Source organism: Limnohabitans sp. 2KL-1 (assembly GCF_003063435.1).
GTDB lineage: Bacteria > Pseudomonadota > Gammaproteobacteria > Burkholderiales > Burkholderiaceae_C > Limnohabitans_A.
Map to the genome: position 1 here is coordinate 927,459 of NZ_NESL01000001.1, position 15,564 is coordinate 943,022.

14 protein-coding genes are annotated in these 15,564 nt (G+C 61.1%); 8 read left to right on the forward strand and 6 right to left on the reverse strand.

Annotated elements, in window-relative coordinates:
* Window positions 1–126 precede the first annotated feature (126 nt).
* Genes B9Z47_RS04390 through B9Z47_RS04415 form a run of 6 tightly spaced genes read left to right on the forward strand, consistent with a single transcriptional unit; the run spans window position 127 to window position 6,798 of the window.
* Window positions 127–1,002 carry a branched-chain amino acid ABC transporter permease gene (locus B9Z47_RS04390; RefSeq protein WP_108330094.1) on the forward strand — a complete coding sequence of 292 codons (876 nt, stop codon included), beginning with the start codon at window positions 127–129 and terminating at the stop codon, window positions 1,000–1,002.
* 9 nt (window positions 1,003–1,011) lie between these two features.
* Window positions 1,012–2,088 (forward strand): branched-chain amino acid ABC transporter permease, encoded by a 1,077-nt coding sequence (locus B9Z47_RS04395; protein WP_108329962.1) that lies wholly within the window; start codon window positions 1,012–1,014, stop codon window positions 2,086–2,088.
* Window positions 2,085–2,918 (forward strand): ABC transporter ATP-binding protein, encoded by an 834-nt coding sequence (locus tag B9Z47_RS04400; RefSeq protein ID WP_108329963.1) that lies wholly within the window; start codon window positions 2,085–2,087, stop codon window positions 2,916–2,918. Before B9Z47_RS04395 ends, B9Z47_RS04400 begins: the two co-directional genes overlap by 4 nt.
* Complete coding sequence (locus B9Z47_RS04405; RefSeq protein ID WP_108329964.1) at window positions 2,915–3,733, forward strand: ABC transporter ATP-binding protein; 819 nt, start codon at window positions 2,915–2,917, stop codon at window positions 3,731–3,733. Before B9Z47_RS04400 ends, B9Z47_RS04405 begins: the two co-directional genes overlap by 4 nt.
* Before the next feature lie 3 nt (window positions 3,734–3,736).
* Window positions 3,737–5,593, forward strand: coding sequence for a long-chain fatty acid--CoA ligase (locus tag B9Z47_RS04410; RefSeq protein WP_108329965.1), 1,857 nt, complete (start codon window positions 3,737–3,739; stop codon window positions 5,591–5,593).
* Window positions 5,594–5,628: 35 nt separating this feature from the next.
* Window positions 5,629–6,798 (forward strand): ABC transporter substrate-binding protein, encoded by a 1,170-nt coding sequence (locus B9Z47_RS04415; protein WP_108329966.1) that lies wholly within the window; start codon window positions 5,629–5,631, stop codon window positions 6,796–6,798.
* Between the two features lie 91 nt (window positions 6,799–6,889).
* Here the strand turns inward: B9Z47_RS04415 and B9Z47_RS04420 are convergent, their stop codons facing one another.
* A complete protein-coding gene (locus tag B9Z47_RS04420) occupies window positions 6,890–7,411 on the reverse strand; it encodes a DUF2062 domain-containing protein (RefSeq protein WP_108329967.1) in 522 nt (173 codons plus the stop codon).
* A gap of 226 nt (window positions 7,412–7,637) precedes the next feature.
* On the opposite strand from B9Z47_RS04420, the gene B9Z47_RS04425 reads away from it, so the two are divergent.
* Window positions 7,638–8,585: a TerC family protein gene (locus B9Z47_RS04425; protein WP_108329968.1), complete on the forward strand. Its 948-nt coding sequence runs from the start codon at window positions 7,638–7,640 to the stop codon at window positions 8,583–8,585.
* Between the two features lie 83 nt (window positions 8,586–8,668).
* On the opposite strand, the gene B9Z47_RS04430 is transcribed toward B9Z47_RS04425, so the two are convergent.
* Complete coding sequence (locus tag B9Z47_RS04430; RefSeq protein ID WP_108329969.1) at window positions 8,669–9,562, reverse strand: LysR family transcriptional regulator; 894 nt, start codon at window positions 9,560–9,562, stop codon at window positions 8,669–8,671.
* A gap of 211 nt (window positions 9,563–9,773) precedes the next feature.
* On the opposite strand from B9Z47_RS04430, the gene B9Z47_RS04435 reads away from it, so the two are divergent.
* Complete coding sequence (locus tag B9Z47_RS04435) at window positions 9,774–10,061, forward strand: zf-TFIIB domain-containing protein (protein WP_108330095.1); 288 nt, start codon at window positions 9,774–9,776, stop codon at window positions 10,059–10,061.
* 75 nt (window positions 10,062–10,136) lie between these two features.
* On the opposite strand, the gene B9Z47_RS04440 is transcribed toward B9Z47_RS04435, so the two are convergent.
* From B9Z47_RS04440 to B9Z47_RS04455, 4 genes are read right to left on the reverse strand one after another with little or no spacing between them, the layout of a single operon-like run.
* Window positions 10,137–11,297, reverse strand: a complete 1,161-nt coding sequence (locus tag B9Z47_RS04440) for an acyl-CoA dehydrogenase family protein (protein ID WP_108329970.1) — start codon at window positions 11,295–11,297, stop codon at window positions 10,137–10,139.
* Window positions 11,294–13,309, reverse strand: coding sequence for a biotin carboxylase N-terminal domain-containing protein (locus tag B9Z47_RS04445; RefSeq protein ID WP_108329971.1), 2,016 nt, complete (start codon window positions 13,307–13,309; stop codon window positions 11,294–11,296). The genes B9Z47_RS04440 and B9Z47_RS04445 overlap by 4 nt, the downstream gene beginning before the upstream one ends.
* Window positions 13,306–14,115, reverse strand: a complete 810-nt coding sequence (locus tag B9Z47_RS04450; protein ID WP_108329972.1) for an enoyl-CoA hydratase/isomerase family protein — start codon at window positions 14,113–14,115, stop codon at window positions 13,306–13,308. The genes B9Z47_RS04445 and B9Z47_RS04450 overlap by 4 nt, the downstream gene beginning before the upstream one ends.
* Window positions 14,112–15,302, reverse strand: coding sequence for an acyl-CoA dehydrogenase family protein (locus B9Z47_RS04455; RefSeq protein ID WP_108329973.1), 1,191 nt, complete (start codon window positions 15,300–15,302; stop codon window positions 14,112–14,114). Before B9Z47_RS04455 ends, B9Z47_RS04450 begins: the two co-directional genes overlap by 4 nt.
* Window positions 15,303–15,564: the final 262 nt, after the last annotated feature.

Sequence of the window (15,564 nt, forward strand, 5' to 3'; positions counted from 1 at the left end):
GAAAGTCTCGTGTAGGACATGCACAATCGCACGGTCGTTCGCAAATGCTTTTTAGATGGGGGGCCCTGGACATGGCGACCCGCTGGCGAACAGAGGCAAGACAGAAAAAACAAAAAGGAGACAGGCGTGCAATTGCTGCAACTGCTGATCAGCGGTGTGGCCCAGGGTTGTATTTACGGACTCATCGCCCTGGGTTTCGTGCTGATTTACAAAGCCACCGAAACGGTGAGCTTTGCCCAGGGTGACCTGATGATGGTGGGGGCTTTTTCGGGCCTGGCCGCCATGAGCTTGCTGGGCTTTCCGTTCTGGATTGCGGTGCCTGCCGCCATTGTGGCCATGGGTGTGTTCGGGGCTTTTCTGGAGCGTCTGGTCATTCGCCCCATCCTTGGACAACCCGCTTTCTCCATCGTCATGCTGACCATCGGTGTGGGCTATGTGCTGCGCGGCCTGATCACCATGATCCCGGATGTGGGCACCGACACCCACACCATGCCCGTGCCCTATGCGGGTGAGGTTTTGCGCCTGGGTGGTTTGGTGATCGCCGCCGAGCAAATGGTGGTGATTGGTGCCACGGCCATCCTGTGTCTGGGCCTGTTTGCCATGTTCAAGTACAGCAAGCTGGGCATCGCCATGCAGGCGGCTTCGCAAAACCAGTTGGCCGCGTACTACATGGGCATTCCGGTCAAGCAGATCAACGGCCTGGTCTGGGGCCTGGCGGCATCGGTGGCGGCGGTGGCGGGCTTGCTGCTGGCACCCATCACCTTTGTGCACGCCAACATGGGCTTCATTGGCCTGAAGGCTTTTCCCGCTGCGGTGGTGGGGGGGTTTGGCAGTCTGCCCGGCGCGATTGTGGGGGGCCTGGTCATCGGCATTGTCGAATCGTTGTCGGGGTTTTATTTGCCCGAAGGCTTCAAGGACATCGCACCCTACATCGTGGTCTTGCTCATGCTGGTGCTCAAGCCCAATGGCTTGTTCGGCGAACAACTGCGCAAGAAAGTCTGAGGCCCCGGCATGCGTTTCATCTTCAAAACCGACTACAACCAGGACATCAAGCTGGCCAAGCACGGCGGCCATGTGTTCTGGTACAGCCTGCTGGGCTTGTTTCTCGTGACCGCGCCTTGGGTGGTGCCTGAATACTGGTTGGCCCAGCTGACCTTTGTCTTGATCTATGCCGTGGTGGGCCTGGGCCTGATGCTGCTGGCGGGCTTCACGGGTTTGTTCTCGCTGGGGCATGCCGCCTTCCTGGGCGTGGGGGCCTACACCCAGGCCGTCATGGTCAATGCCGGTGTGCCGTTCCCGCTGGCGCTGGTGTGCGCGGGTTTGTTCTCGGCCATCGCAGGCGTCATCGTGGGCCTGCCTGCGCTGCGCGTCAAAGGCATTTACCTGGGCATGGCCACACTGGCCTTTGGCTTCATTGTGGAGGAAGGCATGGCCCGCTGGGAAAGCGTCACGGGCGGTAATGCGGGCCTGACGGTGGGTTATCCTGCCATTGGCAGCTGGACGCTGGACAGCACCGAGTCGTTTTATTTCCTGTGCTTGGTCGTGGCGGTCGGTGCCACGCTGGCCATCGTGAACCTGCTGCGTTCGTCCACGGGCCGCGCTTTTGTGGCCATCCGCGACTCCGAAATTTCGGCGCAAAGCATGGGCATCCACCTGGCGCGTTACAAGACCTTGTCCTTCGCCTTGTCGGCTGCACTGGCGGGCATTGGCGGCGCTTTGTACGCGCACAAGATCCAGTTCCTCTCGCCCGAACAGTTCAGCATCATCCAGTCAATTGACCTCTTGCTCATGGTGGTGATCGGCGGCCTGGGCTCGATCCACGGGGCTTTCCTGGGTGCGATTTTCCTCATCGTCATGCCGCAGCTGATCTCTTTGGGCAAGGACTTTTTACCGGCTGCCATTGGTGGCGCTGCCGGACTGCAGGGCACGGTGTACGGCATGGTGCTGATCGCCTTTGTGTTGTTTGAGCCCATGGGTCTGTATGGCCGCTGGCTCAAGGTGCGCACCTGGTTCCAGCTGTTCCCGTTTTACCGCCGTGGCCTGTTCAAGCGCCAGAAATCGTTCCAGAAATCGGACCGCCTGAAATGAACGCAGACATTCTTTTATCCGCTCAAGACCTGAGCGTGCGCTTTGGCGGCGTCTTGGCCGTGAACAAGGTCAGCTTCGACGTCAAGCGCGGCGAAGTCTTCACCCTGATCGGCCCCAACGGCGCGGGCAAGACCACCGTGTTCAATCTGATCAGTCGCATTTACACCCCCACCACGGGCGTGATCGACTACGCCGGGCCACAAGGCACCTTGCGCCTGACCGAGCAGCCGCCGCACCAGATCGCGGGGTTGGGCATTGCCCGCACGTTTCAGAACATCGAGTTGTTCGAGCACGCCACCGTGCTGCAAAACCTGTTGATCGGCCGCCACACGCACCGCAAAACAGGGTTGTGGAGTGAGATGTTTTTCTCGTCCAAAACCCGTGCGGCCGAGATCGAAGCGCGTGAAAAAGTGGAAGAGGTCATCGACTTTCTGGACCTGCAACACCACCGCGACTCGATGGTCGCAGGCCTGCCCTACGGTGTGCGCAAGGTGGTCGAGCTGGCGCGTGCCTTGTGCACCGAGCCGAAACTGCTGCTGCTCGACGAGCCGTCGTCGGGCCTGAACGTCGAGGAAACCGAAGACATGGCCTTCTGGATCTCGGACATCAAGAATGAATTGGGCATCACCGTGCTCATGGTCGAGCACGACATGAGCCTGGTCTCCAAAGTGTCCGACCGCGTGCTGGCCATGAGCCAGGGTGAAGAGCTCGCCACCGGCACGCCCAGTCAGGTGCAAAGCGACCCGGCCGTCATCGAGGCCTATCTGGGCACGGTGGACGATGTGTCCAGCCTGCGCCGCGAAAACTACAGACCAGGAGGTGCCGCATGAGCGCAGCGACCCCAAGCCTGAACACGGTGGCTGAGCCTGTGGCCGACAACGTGATGCTCAAGCTGCTCAACGTGGAGAGCGCCTACGGCCCGATCAAGGCGATTCGAGGCGTGAGCCTGCAGGTGCGCCGGGGCGAGATCGCCACCGTGCTCGGCTCCAACGGCGCGGGCAAGACCACCATTCTCAAAACCATCAGCGGCATCATCGACCCGCGCAAGGGCTCGATCGAGTTCAAGGGCCAAAGCATCACCGCACAAGACCCGGCCATCATCGTGCAGCGTGGTTTGATGCATGTGCCCGAAGGGCGCGAGGTGTTCCCGCTGCTGTCGATTCGCGACAACCTGCTCATGGGCGCCTTTACCCGCAAGGATCGCGACGGCGTGGCCCGTGACATGGAGGCGGTGTTCAACTACTTCCCCATCCTGCACGAGCGGGCGGCGCAAGACGCGGGCTTGCTCTCGGGCGGGCAGCAGCAGATGTTGGCCATCAGCCGCGCCCTCATGGCCAACCCGGACCTGATCTTGCTGGACGAACCCAGCCTAGGTCTTTCTCCGAAGTTGACCAAAGAGATTTTTGAAATTGTGGTGCGCATCAACCGCGAGCGCGGCACCACCATCTTGCTGGTCGAGCAAAACGCCAACATGGCGCTGAACGCCTCGGACTACGGTTATGTGCTGGAGAACGGCCGCATCGTCATGGAAGACAGCTGCGCCCGTTTGCGTGAAAAGGACGACATCAAGGAGTTTTACTTGGGCATGAAGGAAGAAGGCGTGCGAGCCGACCGCCGCTGGAAAAAGAAGAAAACCTGGAGATAAGACATGAGCCAACTCTGGGACACCTCCGGCATCACGCCGCAAAAAAACATCGTCATGGCGGGCGAGACCATCCCCGCCATTTTCTGGAACGCGGTGGCCGCACGCGGCCCGAATGTCTGGATGCGCCAGAAGGACCTGGGCATCTGGCGCAGCTGGACCTGGAACGAGACCGCGCAAGCCGTGCGAGAGATCGGCCACGGCCTGATGGCGCTGGGTTTTGAGGCGCGGCACACCGCCTCCATCCTGTCCAACACCAACATCGAATGGGTGCTGTGTGACTTGGCCACCCTCAGCTCGGGCGGCGTGTCCAACGGCATCTACCCGACCGACGCGGCCGAGCAGGTGCACTACCTGTGTGAAGACTCGGGCACCCGCGTGCTGTTTGTCGAAGACGACGAGCAGCTCGACAAGGCCCTGGCCGTGCGCGACACCTTGCCCTTGTTGCAAAAGATCGTGGTGTTCGACATGGACGGCCTGCGCGACTTCCATGACCCGATGGTCATCAGCCTCAAACAGCTGCAAGCCCTGGGCCGTGAACACGCCCAGCAACACCCCGACATGCTCATGCAGCGCAGCGCGGCGTGCCAACCGGAAGACCTGGCCATCTTGGTCTACACCTCGGGCACCACCGGCAAACCCAAAGGTGGCATGCACAGCCACCACGGCTTGGTCTACACCGTGCGGGGCTACAACACCCTGATTGCACGGGACGAGCGTGACGAGTGCATGTGCTTCTTGCCGCTGTGTCACATCGCCGAGCGCATGGGCGGCGAGTATTTCTCGATGTACACCGGGGCCAAACTCAACTTTGTCGAGAACCCCGAGACGGTGCCCGAAAACGTGCGCGAAATCGCACCCACCGTGTTCACGGCCGTGCCCCGTGTGTGGGAAAAGTTTTACTCAGGCGTGATGATCGCGCTCAAGGAGGCGGGCGGCTTGCAGCAAGCGGTGTATGGTTGGGCGATTGGCGTGGGTCAGCAGGTGGCCGATTTGGTGTTGGCACAAAAACCGGTGCCCGCCAGCCTCAAGCTGCGCTTTCATGTGGCGCGTTTGTTGGCCCTCAACAACGTGCGCAAGATGATCGGTATCCACCGTGCTCGCTTTTTGGTCACGGGTGCGGCCCCCATTTCCCCGGATCTGGTGCGCTGGTATTTGGCACTGGGCTTGCCCATGCTCGAAGTTTGGGGCATGACCGAGACCTGCGGTGCGGCCACGGGTGTGCCCGCTGACCGCATCAAGCCCGGCTCGATTGGCCCGGCCGCCGAGTACAACGAAATGCGTCTGGACCCGGTGACCAGCGAGATTCTGGTGCGTGGCCCCAATGTGTTCATGGGTTACCTGAACCTGCCCGAAAAAACCGCCGAGACCATCGATGCCGACGGCTGGCTGCACACCGGCGACGTGGGCGTGGTGGACGAGGAAGGGTTTTTCCGCATCACCGATCGCATGAAAGACATCATCATCACAGCCGGGGGCAAGAACATCACCCCGAGCGAGCTGGAAAACGAACTGAAATTCTCGCCCTACGTCACCGATGCGGTGGTGATTGGCGACAAGCGGCCTTACTTGACGGTGATCATCATGATCGACCAGGAAAACGTGGAGAAATACGCGCAGGACAACGACGTGCCTTTCTCCAACTACGCCAGCCTGACGCACAGCGCCGAGGTGCAGTCCCTGATCCAGGCCGAGCTGGACCGTGTGAACAAGAAGTTTGCCCGCGTCGAGCAGATCAAGAAATTCTGGCTGCTCGACACGCAACTGAGCGCCGAAGACGAAGAACTGACCCCGACCATGAAGCTTAAGCGCAAACTGGTCGAGAACAAATACGCGCCCCAGATCGAGGCGATGTACCGCTGATTTCATCACCATCATCACAACAGGAGACTTGCACCATGAAATTCAAAATCAGCCTCGTTGCTGCGGCGATGGCCCTGACCGCTGGCGCGGCCATGGCCCAATCGCAGGGCGTGTCCAAAAACGAAATCGTGCTGGGCTCGATCCAGGATTTGTCGGGCCCACTGGCCGGCTTTGGCAAGCAGGTGCGCTTGGGCATGATGCTGCGCGTAGACGAAGCCAACGAGCAAGGTGGCATCAACGGCCGCAAGTTCAAGCTGCTGGTGGAAGACTCGGCTTATGACCCGCGCCGCGCCGTGTTGGCGGCGCAAAAGCTGGTCAATCAGGACAAGATTTTTGCCATGATCGGCCACATCGGCACCGCGCAAAACATGGCCGCCATGCCTGTGCAGTTCCAGAAGAACGTGATCAACTTCTTCCCCGTCACGGCTGCGCGTGAAATGTACGAGCCTTTCCACAAGCTCAAGTACTCCTTTGCCGCCACCTATTACGACCAGATGCGCCTGGGTGTGCCGATCCTGGTGAAGGAAAAGAACGCCAAACAAATCTGCGCCATGCACCAGGATGACGAGTTCGGTCTGGAAGTGTTCCGTGGTGCTGAGGCGGGTCTCAAGACCATGGGCATGCAGTTTGCCGAAGTCACCACCTACAAGCGCGGCGCGACCGACTTTGCATCTCAGATGCAAAAACTGGCCTCGTCCAAGTGCGATTTCGTGGTCATGGGCACCATCATCCGTGAAACCATTGGCGGCATTGCCACCGCACGCCGTCTGGGCTTCAACCCCACTTTCCTAGGTTCAAGCGCGGCTTACACCGACCTGATCCACAAGCTCGGTGGCCCCGCCATGAACGGCTTTTACGCCACCATGTCGACCCAGCACCCTTATCTGGACGAGGCTTCGCAGCCCATCCGTTTCTGGGCCAACAAGTACAAGACCAAGTTCAACGAAGACCCCACCGTGTTCTCGGTGTATGGTTACAACGCCATCGATTCGTTTCTGCGCGCCATTGAAAAATCCGGCGCCAACGTGACGACCGACAGCATCATCAAGGCCATGGACACGATGGTGATCCCACCCGATATCTTTGGCACTGGCGAGATGACGTTCAGCCCGACCAAGCGACTGGGCAGCAACGCCTCGCGCATGTCGCAGATCACCGATGGCCGCTGGAAAGTGACCTCGGCCTACTTCAGCGACAAAAAGTAAAGCCTGCAGCGCCCGCTGCATGAAACAAGCCGCCAGCGCCTGAAAGGGTCTGGCGGTTTTTTGCTTGAGCGCTTCAAATGCCCAAGGGCTTTCATCTGCCCGCGTTGGAGCGATGGCGTCTGAACGCCACACGCACACGCCAGCCGAGTTTGACCAGCCCATAAGCCAGTGCGGCGCCGCCCACCCCGAAAACGCCCATGCCCAGCAGCACCGGGCCTCCCACTTCTTGCAAGCCGCTTGCCCAGCCCGTGTCAGGCCAATTGACTACGGGCATGGGCGCGCCCAGGAACAAGTTGCCGACGGGGTAGGCCAACCACAGCCAGAAGCCGAAAGTCAGTGGGTTGGTCAGCATGGTCATGACGGCCGCTGCCGGAATATTGCCGCGCCACCAAGTGCAGTGGGCCGCAGCGACAAAGGTTTGTCCTAGGGGAATCACGAAGGCCCAGAAGGTGCCAATGGCCACGCCCCGTGCCACCGACTCATGTTGCAGCCGCCACAACTGGGGGTGCAGCAGCTGGTGTGCCACCGGGCGCAGCCAACCGTGTTGCGCCAGGGATTCGCGGGTGGGCAAGGCTTTTTGTATGGAGGCTCTTAAGGTGTGGAAGACAGGCATGACGCATCCAGTGTGTCGAAGGGCGCATGTTGCCTGCGTGGCCCTGGGTAAAACAGCAAGAAATTTCAGTGTGACATTCTTGTTTTTTGGGAAAGAAATATAGTTTTATTCAGTAAAAATAAAGACCTTCAAACGGCCCTGCAGGCCAAGTGTCCGGATTCATGTGCTGGGCAGTTGGCAGGTCGGTCCGGCTGATCGGTGTTTTCGATAACAAAAGAGGAATTTCATGGAAACCATTGCCCCCCTGTGGCTCTGGGCCACATTTGTGGCCATTGTGTTGGTGTCGCTGTTCGTGGACTTTGTCGTGCTCAAAAAGCAGGGCGCCCATGACATCGGTGTCAAGGAAGCGCTCAACTGGTCCTTGATCTGGATCGCGCTGAGTTTTCTGTTCAACGGCTTGTTCTGGTGGGCCATCAAGGACACGACCGGATCGGTGGAGCTGGCCAACACCAAGTCGCTGGAGTTCCTGACCGGCTATCTGATCGAAAAATCATTGGCGGTGGACAACATTTTTGTCTTCCTGATGATCTTCACCTACTTTGCGGTACCCACGAATTTCCAGAAGCGTGTGCTCATGATCGGCATCATCGGCGCCATCGTTTTGCGCACCATCATGATTTTGGTGGGTGGGTGGCTGCTGGCCGAATTCCACTGGGTGCTCTATGTGTTTGGTGCTTTCCTGATCCTCACGGGTGTGAAGATGTGGTGGGCGGCTGGCAAAGAGCCTGACCTGGAAGACAACCCGGCCCTCAAGTTGCTGCGCAAGGTGCTGCCTGTGAGCAAGAACTACGACGGTGAAAACTTCTGGACGGTAGAGAACGGCAAGAAAATCGCGACCCCACTGTTCATGGTGATCTGCCTGATCGCGCTGACCGATGTGATCTTTGCGGTGGACTCGATCCCGGCGATTTTCGCGATCACCTCGGACCCCTTCATCGTGCTGACCAGCAACGTGTTCGCGATCCTGGGTTTGCGTGCCATGTACTTCCTGCTGGCGGCGGTGGCCAACAAGTTCCACCTGCTCAACTACGGCCTGGCCGTGATCCTGGTGTTCATCGGCACCAAGATGTGCCTGATCGATGTGTTCAAGATCCCGGTGGGCATCTCGCTGGCCGTGGTGGTCGGCATCCTGGCCACGACCATGCTGCTCAGTGTGCGTTCAGCCAAAGCCTGATACGCAGCGTTCGTGATCAAGCCTCCGGGGCCCCAAGCCCTGGAAGCTTTTTCACATCTGGAGGTGTGGTGCATCAGCACGTCTCAATGGGCCGCGTCGCTCGCCTGCAAGAGCTGCTGCACCAGCGGGTGCTGCACTTTCTTTTCGGTGCCGATGGCAAAAAAGTTTTCCTTCACCCCTTCGCAAGGTCCGAGGCGTTGCACATCGTAGTGCGCCAGCAGTTCGTCGTGCACCCATTCGGCGGCCGGAAAGACCCCCATGCCGCTTTCGCCAAAGGTCTTGAGCAAGGCGCTGTCTTCAAACTCGCCCACGATGCGCGGCTGAACGGCATGGTGCTCAAACCAATGGTCCAGCCGAGTGCGCACGGCGGTGTGGCCCGTGGGCAGCAGCACCGGCACCTCAGCCAAGCTGGCCGGAAATTTCTTCTTGGCCGACTTGACCAGGGCCGCGCTGCCATACCAGGACACGGGCGAGGAGCCCAGCGCGTGGGTGTAGAGCTTGATGTTGGCGTTGCTCGGGGCGGGGCGGTCCGATAACACCACGTCCAGGCGGTGCAGGGCCAGGTCGCCCAGCAGGTCGTCGAACTCCCCCTCGTGGCAGAGCAAGCGCAAATGCGGCTCGCCCATCACGGGCTGCATCAGGCGGCGCACCACCAGTTTGGGCAAACCATCCGAGATGCCTGCGGCCAGCCGCACGGTGGGTGAGCTCACCGCATCGCGCACCTTGGCCGGCAGGTTTTCACCCAACTGAAAAATCTGATCGGCCTGCTGCATGGCCGCCAGTCCTGCATCGGTCAAGGCCAGGCCGCGCCCGGCGGGTTTGAGCAGGGCATAGCCCAGCGAACGCTCCAGCTCCCGCACTTGGGCGCTCACGGTTTGAACCGCCATGTCGAGCTTGTCGGCTGCTCGGGTGATGCCACCTTCTTTGGCCACAACCCAGAAGTAGTACAGGTGCTTGTAATTGAACGTGGTGCGCATGGACAGAATTTTTGAGAGGGTTAGTCAGCGATTATCTGCTTTTAACGGATTCATGGCAGCCGTAAAGTCAGCCCACATTTCACCTGCATTCCGTGGGCTGCAGCGTCTGCCTGCCCTCCGCGGCTGAAGCGCGTGCGTTGCCAGACGGTGCGGTGGAATGGATGAAGGTTTGATTCACATGTTGCGCTTGTCCAAATTCAAAGGAATCACCATGAAATGTCCCACTTGTGCCGATACCCCCCTCGTCATGGCCGAACGCCAAGGCGTCGAAATCGATTACTGCCCTGCTTGCCGGGGCATCTGGCTGGACCGTGGCGAGTTGGACAAACTGCTGGACCGCGCTGCGGCGGCCGCCCCTGTGCCCGCAATACCGCAGCAGCCCGCCCAGCCAGCACCGGGCATGCAGCGCCCGCAAGCTTACGGGGAAGGGCGTTATGGCTACGGCGACCGAGACGGCTACAAACGCAAAAAGTCCTGGCTGCACGAAATTTTCGACTGAGTTTGCACGCCCCACCCACCCGTTGTTTCACAGGCGTCTGCTGGCGGCTGTGCGATGGCGCGGTGGGCTGGGCGTTCAAATGCCCATTTGTTTGGCGGCCAGTTCTTTCATGATCTCTTCGGCGCCGCCGCCGATCATCATCACCTTGACTTCGCGGTAAACCCGCTCACTCACGGTGCCGCGCATATAGCCCATGCCGCCCAACATTTGCACGGCGGTATCGGCGCAAAACTGCATGGTTTGCGTGGCGTGGTTTTTGAGCAGGCACACCTGGGCCACCCACTCGGCACCGGTCTGGCCTGCATCGGCTTGCTGGGTGACCGCGTCTACCCAAGCCTGAGTGGACGAGATGCGCATCTGCATGTCCATCAGTTTGTGGCGGATCGCCTGCCGTTCGATCAGGGCCGAGCCAAAGGTCTGGCGCTGGCGTGCCCAGTTCAGCGCTTCGTCAAAGCAAGCCTGCGCAAAACCCAGCGCCATGGCCGACATGGCCAGGCGCTCGCCGTTGAAGTTGCCCATGATCATCTTGAAGCCTGCACCTTCGTCGCCGATGCGATAACGCTGGGGCACGCGCACGCCGTCAAAGCGCAGCTGTGCGGTGTCGGAGCTGTGCCAGCCCATCTTGTGCAGGCGCGTGCGCGAGACGCCGGGGGTGTCGCCGGGCACCACGACCATGGAGATGCCGCTGGCCCCTTTGCTGGCCGGGTCGGTGCGCACGGCCAGCGTGATCCAGTCGGCGCGCAGGCCCGAGGTGATGAAGACTTTTTCACCATCGATCACATAGTCCGCGCCATCGGCACGCGCTGTGGTGCGCAGGCTGGCCACATCGGAGCCGCCGCCGGGCTCGGTGATGGCCAGCGCCGCGATGCGTTCGCCGCGCAACACAGGCGGTACCACTTCGGCCTGCAGCTCGGCGCTGCCGTGCGCCATGACCGGCGGCAAGCCGATGTTGAGCGAGAACAGGCTGGCCATCACGCCGCCACTGCCGCCGTAGCGTGCCAGCGTTTGCGACATGGCGTTGCGTGCGCGCCAGGGCGCGGGCGTGCCGCCTAAATGCTCGGGGTAGCCCAGGCCCAGCAGGCCCAGCTGTGCGGCTTGGGTGTAGAGGCTGCGGTCGAATTGCCCCGCTTCTTCCCAAGCGGGCACATGCGGGGCGATGGCCTGCTTGGCAAAGCGCGCAACCGTGGTTTGCAGACTTTGCAGGTCTTCAGCGCTGAAAGCGTTGGTGTTGTTCATGCGGCATCTTTCCATTGCACCAGCACTTGGCCCGGGCCCACTTGCTGGCCTGCCGATACCGGCACGCTGTGCACCACGGCATCGCGTGCGGCGGTCAGGGTGTGTTCGAGTTTCATGGACTCAATGACCAGCAAGGCATCGCCCTGTTTGACGCTGTCGCCCTCGCGCACGTGCAGCGCGATCAACTTGCCATTGAAGGGCGCACGCAGCAGGGTGGCGGCTTGCGCGTTGGGGCCATGGGCCGGGGCGCTGTGGCTTTGCTCGGTCAGCCAAAGCTCTGCGTTGTGCGGACCTTGCAGTTGCACATGCCAGCGCTCTGGTGTGCCGCCAGTGCATGCTGCATGCGCTTGCCAGCGCACACCGTTCAGGGCGATGTGCAGCTCGCGGTGATTGGCGCGGGTTGGGTGAGCGGGGGGCGCATGTTCAAGCCGCACTTGATGTGTGGCATCGCCTTGGTGCACAAGTACCTGGCCTTGCCCCATTTCATGCACCACTGCTTGCCAGGCAGGTGCCAGCCCTTCAAAGCCCATGCGCACCGGGCGCGCAAACGGGCTGGCCATGTGCTGCGCGGGCGGGTTTTGGGCAAACAGCACTGCCAGCGCGGCCACGGTTTGCGCATCGGCGCTGGCTTGCAAGCGCTCGCGCACAGCATCGGCTTGCTCGGCCAGAAACGGAATCAGCGCATCGCCCGCCGCAAACACAGGGTGCTGCAAACACGCGGCCAGAAAAGCGCGGTTGGAGGGCAGGCCCAGCACCGTGGTGTGTTGCAGGCCAGTGCACAGCCGTTCAATGGCTTCACGGCGAGTTGGCGCATGCGCGATCAACTTGCCCAGCATCGCGTCGTAATGCGGTGTGACTTCGGCCCCGGTGTGCAGGGCATGGTCAAAGCGCAAGCCTGCATCGGTGGGGGGCAAAAAGTGCTGCACGGTGCCGGTTTGCGGGGTGAAGTGTTCGTCTTCGGCGCACAGGCGCACCTCGATGGCGTGGCCTTTCAGGCGCACATCGGCTTGCGCCAGCGGCAGCGGCTCGCCGCATGCGATGCGCAGCTGCCACTCGACCAGATCGAGTCCCGTGAGCATTTCGGTCACCGGGTGCTCCACCTGCAAGCGGGTGTTCATCTCCATCAAATAGAACGGTTTGTTGTCCTGCGCCTCATCCAGCAAAAACTCCACCGTGCCCGCGCCCACATAGCCCGCCGATTGGGCGAGTGTGATGGCCGCTTGACCGAGTTGCTCGCGCAGTGCAGCGCTCACGGCCGGGCTGGGCGATTCTTCGATGATCTTTTGGTGGCGGCGTTGCACCGAGCAGTCGCGCTCTCCCAGGTGGATGCAGTGGCCGTGCGTGTCGGCCATGATCTGCACCTCGATGTGGCGGGGGCGCAGCAAGGCGCGCTCCATCAGCAAATCGCCGTTGCCAAAACCGGCCAGCGCTTCAGAGCGTGCGCTGTGCAGCGCGGGCAGCAGCTGCGCCATGTCGGTCACCAGCCGCATGCCGCGCCCGCCGCCCCCGGCCACGGCTTTGACCATGAGTGGCAAGCCCAACTGCTCAGCTTGCGCTGCAAAGGTGGCATCGCTTTGGTCTGCTCCAAAGTAGCCCGGCAAGCAGGGTACGCCTTGTGTCAGGGCCAGCGCTTTGGCGGCCGACTTGCTGCCCAGTGCTCGGATGGCCTCTGGCGGTGGGCCAACCCAGGTCAGGCCCGCATCGATGACCGCTTGGGCAAACTCGGCGTTCTCGCTCAAAAAGCCATAGCCCGGATGCACTGCATCGGTACCACTGTCACGTGCCGCTTGCAGCAGCTTGTCGATGCGCAAATACGAATCGGCCGACAGCGTGCCGCCCAAAGCGACAGCGGTGTCGGCTTCCTGCACATGCAATGCGTTGCGGTCGGCGTCGGAAAAGACCGCCACGGTCTGGATGCCCATGCGCTGTGCGGTGCGGATCACGCGGCGGGCGATCTCGCCCCGGTTGGCGATCAGCAGGCGGCTGACTTGGGCGGGAAGAGTTGAGGTCATGGATTTTTCTCTTGGCTCAAAGTCCAGGGTGCTGGCTGTTTGCGTGCAAACGCAGCCAAGCCTTGGGCGGCCTCGGGACTGCGCAAGCTGTGCGCAAAGGCCTGTGCTGCGGCATCTCGCAAATCGGGCACAGGGCCGCGCAAGCTGCGCAACAGTTTTTTGGTGCTGGCCACTGCGCCAGGCGCGGCACGCAGCAGGCGGCTCAGAATTTTTGGCCATGCTTCATCGCTGTCCTGCTCGATCACTTCATTGACCAGACCCAATTGCAGCGCATGCGCAGCGGTGTAGCTCAGCCCTTGCAGCAGGCATTGGCGTGCCGCGCTCTCACCCAAACGCTGCCACACAAATGGCGCGATCTGCGCAGGCGGCAGGCCCAGCGTGACCTCGGGTGTGCCCAGCACAGAGCGTGCTGTGGCTACCACATGGTCGGCGCAACACACCAGGCCAAAGCCGCCGCCCATGGCCGCGCCATCCACCAGGCATACCAGCAACTGGGGCAGGGCGCTCAGAGCGTGCAACAGGTCACCAAAACTTTTGTTCATGGCCAGCAGCGGGTCGGTTTGTCCGTCTTGCAGGGGCTGACCGATCAGGCTGGCAAAGCCGCCCAAACTGCCGCCCGCGCAAAAGGCACCCCCCGCGCCGGTCAGCACCACGATGCGCAGTGAGCTGTCTTGAGAAGACCGCGCACAGGCGCTCAGCAAGCCGTCCACGATGGCATCGCTCAGGGCGTTGCGGGTGGTCGGGTCGTTCAGCGTCCAGGTTTCGACTGCACCCTGGCGCTCGATCAGCAGGTGGGGCGTGTTCATTTTTGGGGCCGTTTGGCAATGCCCATCATCTTGGCCAGGATGCCCAGCATCACCTCGTCAGCCCCGCCGCCGATCGAGGCCAAGCGGCCATCGCGGTACATGCGCGAGACTTTGTTTTCCCAAGTGAAGCCCATGCCGCCCCAGAATTGCAGGCAGGTGTCGGGTACGGTGCGGTTGAGGCGTCCGGCTTTGAGCTTGGCCATGGTGGCCCACTCGGTCACGTCTTCGCCCGCGATGTAGTGTTCGCAGGCCTGGTAGGTCAGGGCGCGCAGGCTTTCCACCTCGGCCTTGAGTTCGGCCAGCTTGAACTGCACCCACTGCTGGTCGGCCAGGGTGCTGCCAAACAGCTTGCGCTCTTGCGCCCACTCCACCGTCCACTGGATGCAATTGGTCAGCGACTGCAGCGTGCTGGCCGCGCACCACAGGCGCTCCTCCTGGAACTGCTGCATCTGGTAGATGAAGCCCTGGCCCTCGACCCCGATGCGGTAGCGCTGGGGCACGCGCACTTCGTCAAAATAAATCAAACCGGTGTCGCTGCTGTTCATGCCGATCTTTTTGATCTTCTTGCCCACCTCGATACCGGGCAACAGTTTGCCGTTTTCACGCATCGGAACCATGACCAAGCTTTTGTTTTTGTGCGGATTGTTGCCCGCTCCGCTCTGCCCTTCACCCGTGTTGACCAGCATGCACATCCAGTCGGCTTGCAAGCTGTTGGTTATCCACATCTTCTGACCGCTGATCACGTAATCGTCGCCGTCTTTGCGGGCCACGGTTTTGATACCTGCCACATCGCTGCCCGCACCGGGCTCGCTCACGCCAATACAGCCCACCATGTCGCCGGCAATCGCCGGGGCCAAAAATTGTGCACGCAATTCGTCGCTGCCAAACCGTGCCAGCGCGGGCGTGGCCATGTCGGTCTGCACGCCAATGGCCATGGGGATGCCGCCGCAGTCAATGTGTCCCAGCGCTTCGGCCATGGCCAGGCTGTAAGAGTAGTCGAGGCCCGCACCGCCAAAGGCCTCGGGCTTGGTCAGACCCAAGAGCCCCAAGTTGCCCATCTTCTTGAAGACCTCGTGCGCCGGGAAAATCTCAGCCGCTTCCCACTCGTCCACATGGGGGTTGATCTCGGCTTCGATGAAACGCTTGAGCGTGTTCTGGATCTCGCGGTGTTCGTGGGTGTATTGCATGGGGTGTCTCCTTTTTGGTGATAGATAGACTCAGTCGGCTGCTGATGTGTTCATGTGTGACATACAAATGACGTCATCACGAAGCGCTTGCGGTGTGGCAGTCCACAAGCTTTCGTCATTGCAATACATCTTCCCGTCATTGCGATAGATCTTCCTGTCATTGCGAGCGAAGCACGGCAATCCAGCGTGTCATTCGTCATTCTGGCGGCACCGGCTGTGCCAATGAGTCCGCTGGATTGCCACGTCGCAAGCTCCTCGCAAT

What these genes read in the sequence shown, in the direction of transcription:
- B9Z47_RS04435 (WP_108330095.1), top strand. Translation starts at nt 9,774, where the DNA reads ATGAAATGTCCCACTTGTGCCGATACCCCCCTCGTCATGGCCGAACGC.
- B9Z47_RS04440 (WP_108329970.1), bottom strand. Translation starts at nt 11,297, where the DNA reads ATGAACAACACCAACGCTTTCAGCGCTGAAGACCTGCAAAGTCTGCAA.
- B9Z47_RS04405 (WP_108329964.1), top strand. Translation starts at nt 2,915, where the DNA reads ATGAGCGCAGCGACCCCAAGCCTGAACACGGTGGCTGAGCCTGTGGCC.
- B9Z47_RS04445 (WP_108329971.1), bottom strand. Translation starts at nt 13,309, where the DNA reads ATGACCTCAACTCTTCCCGCCCAAGTCAGCCGCCTGCTGATCGCCAAC.
- B9Z47_RS04410 (WP_108329965.1), top strand. Translation starts at nt 3,737, where the DNA reads ATGAGCCAACTCTGGGACACCTCCGGCATCACGCCGCAAAAAAACATC.
- B9Z47_RS04420 (WP_108329967.1), bottom strand. Translation starts at nt 7,411, where the DNA reads ATGCCTGTCTTCCACACCTTAAGAGCCTCCATACAAAAAGCCTTGCCC.
- B9Z47_RS04425 (WP_108329968.1), top strand. Translation starts at nt 7,638, where the DNA reads ATGGAAACCATTGCCCCCCTGTGGCTCTGGGCCACATTTGTGGCCATT.
- B9Z47_RS04455 (WP_108329973.1), bottom strand. Translation starts at nt 15,302, where the DNA reads ATGCAATACACCCACGAACACCGCGAGATCCAGAACACGCTCAAGCGT.
- B9Z47_RS04395 (WP_108329962.1), top strand. Translation starts at nt 1,012, where the DNA reads ATGCGTTTCATCTTCAAAACCGACTACAACCAGGACATCAAGCTGGCC.
- B9Z47_RS04450 (WP_108329972.1), bottom strand. Translation starts at nt 14,115, where the DNA reads ATGAACACGCCCCACCTGCTGATCGAGCGCCAGGGTGCAGTCGAAACC.
- B9Z47_RS04430 (WP_108329969.1), bottom strand. Translation starts at nt 9,562, where the DNA reads ATGCGCACCACGTTCAATTACAAGCACCTGTACTACTTCTGGGTTGTG.
- B9Z47_RS04400 (WP_108329963.1), top strand. Translation starts at nt 2,085, where the DNA reads ATGAACGCAGACATTCTTTTATCCGCTCAAGACCTGAGCGTGCGCTTT.
- B9Z47_RS04415 (WP_108329966.1), top strand. Translation starts at nt 5,629, where the DNA reads ATGAAATTCAAAATCAGCCTCGTTGCTGCGGCGATGGCCCTGACCGCT.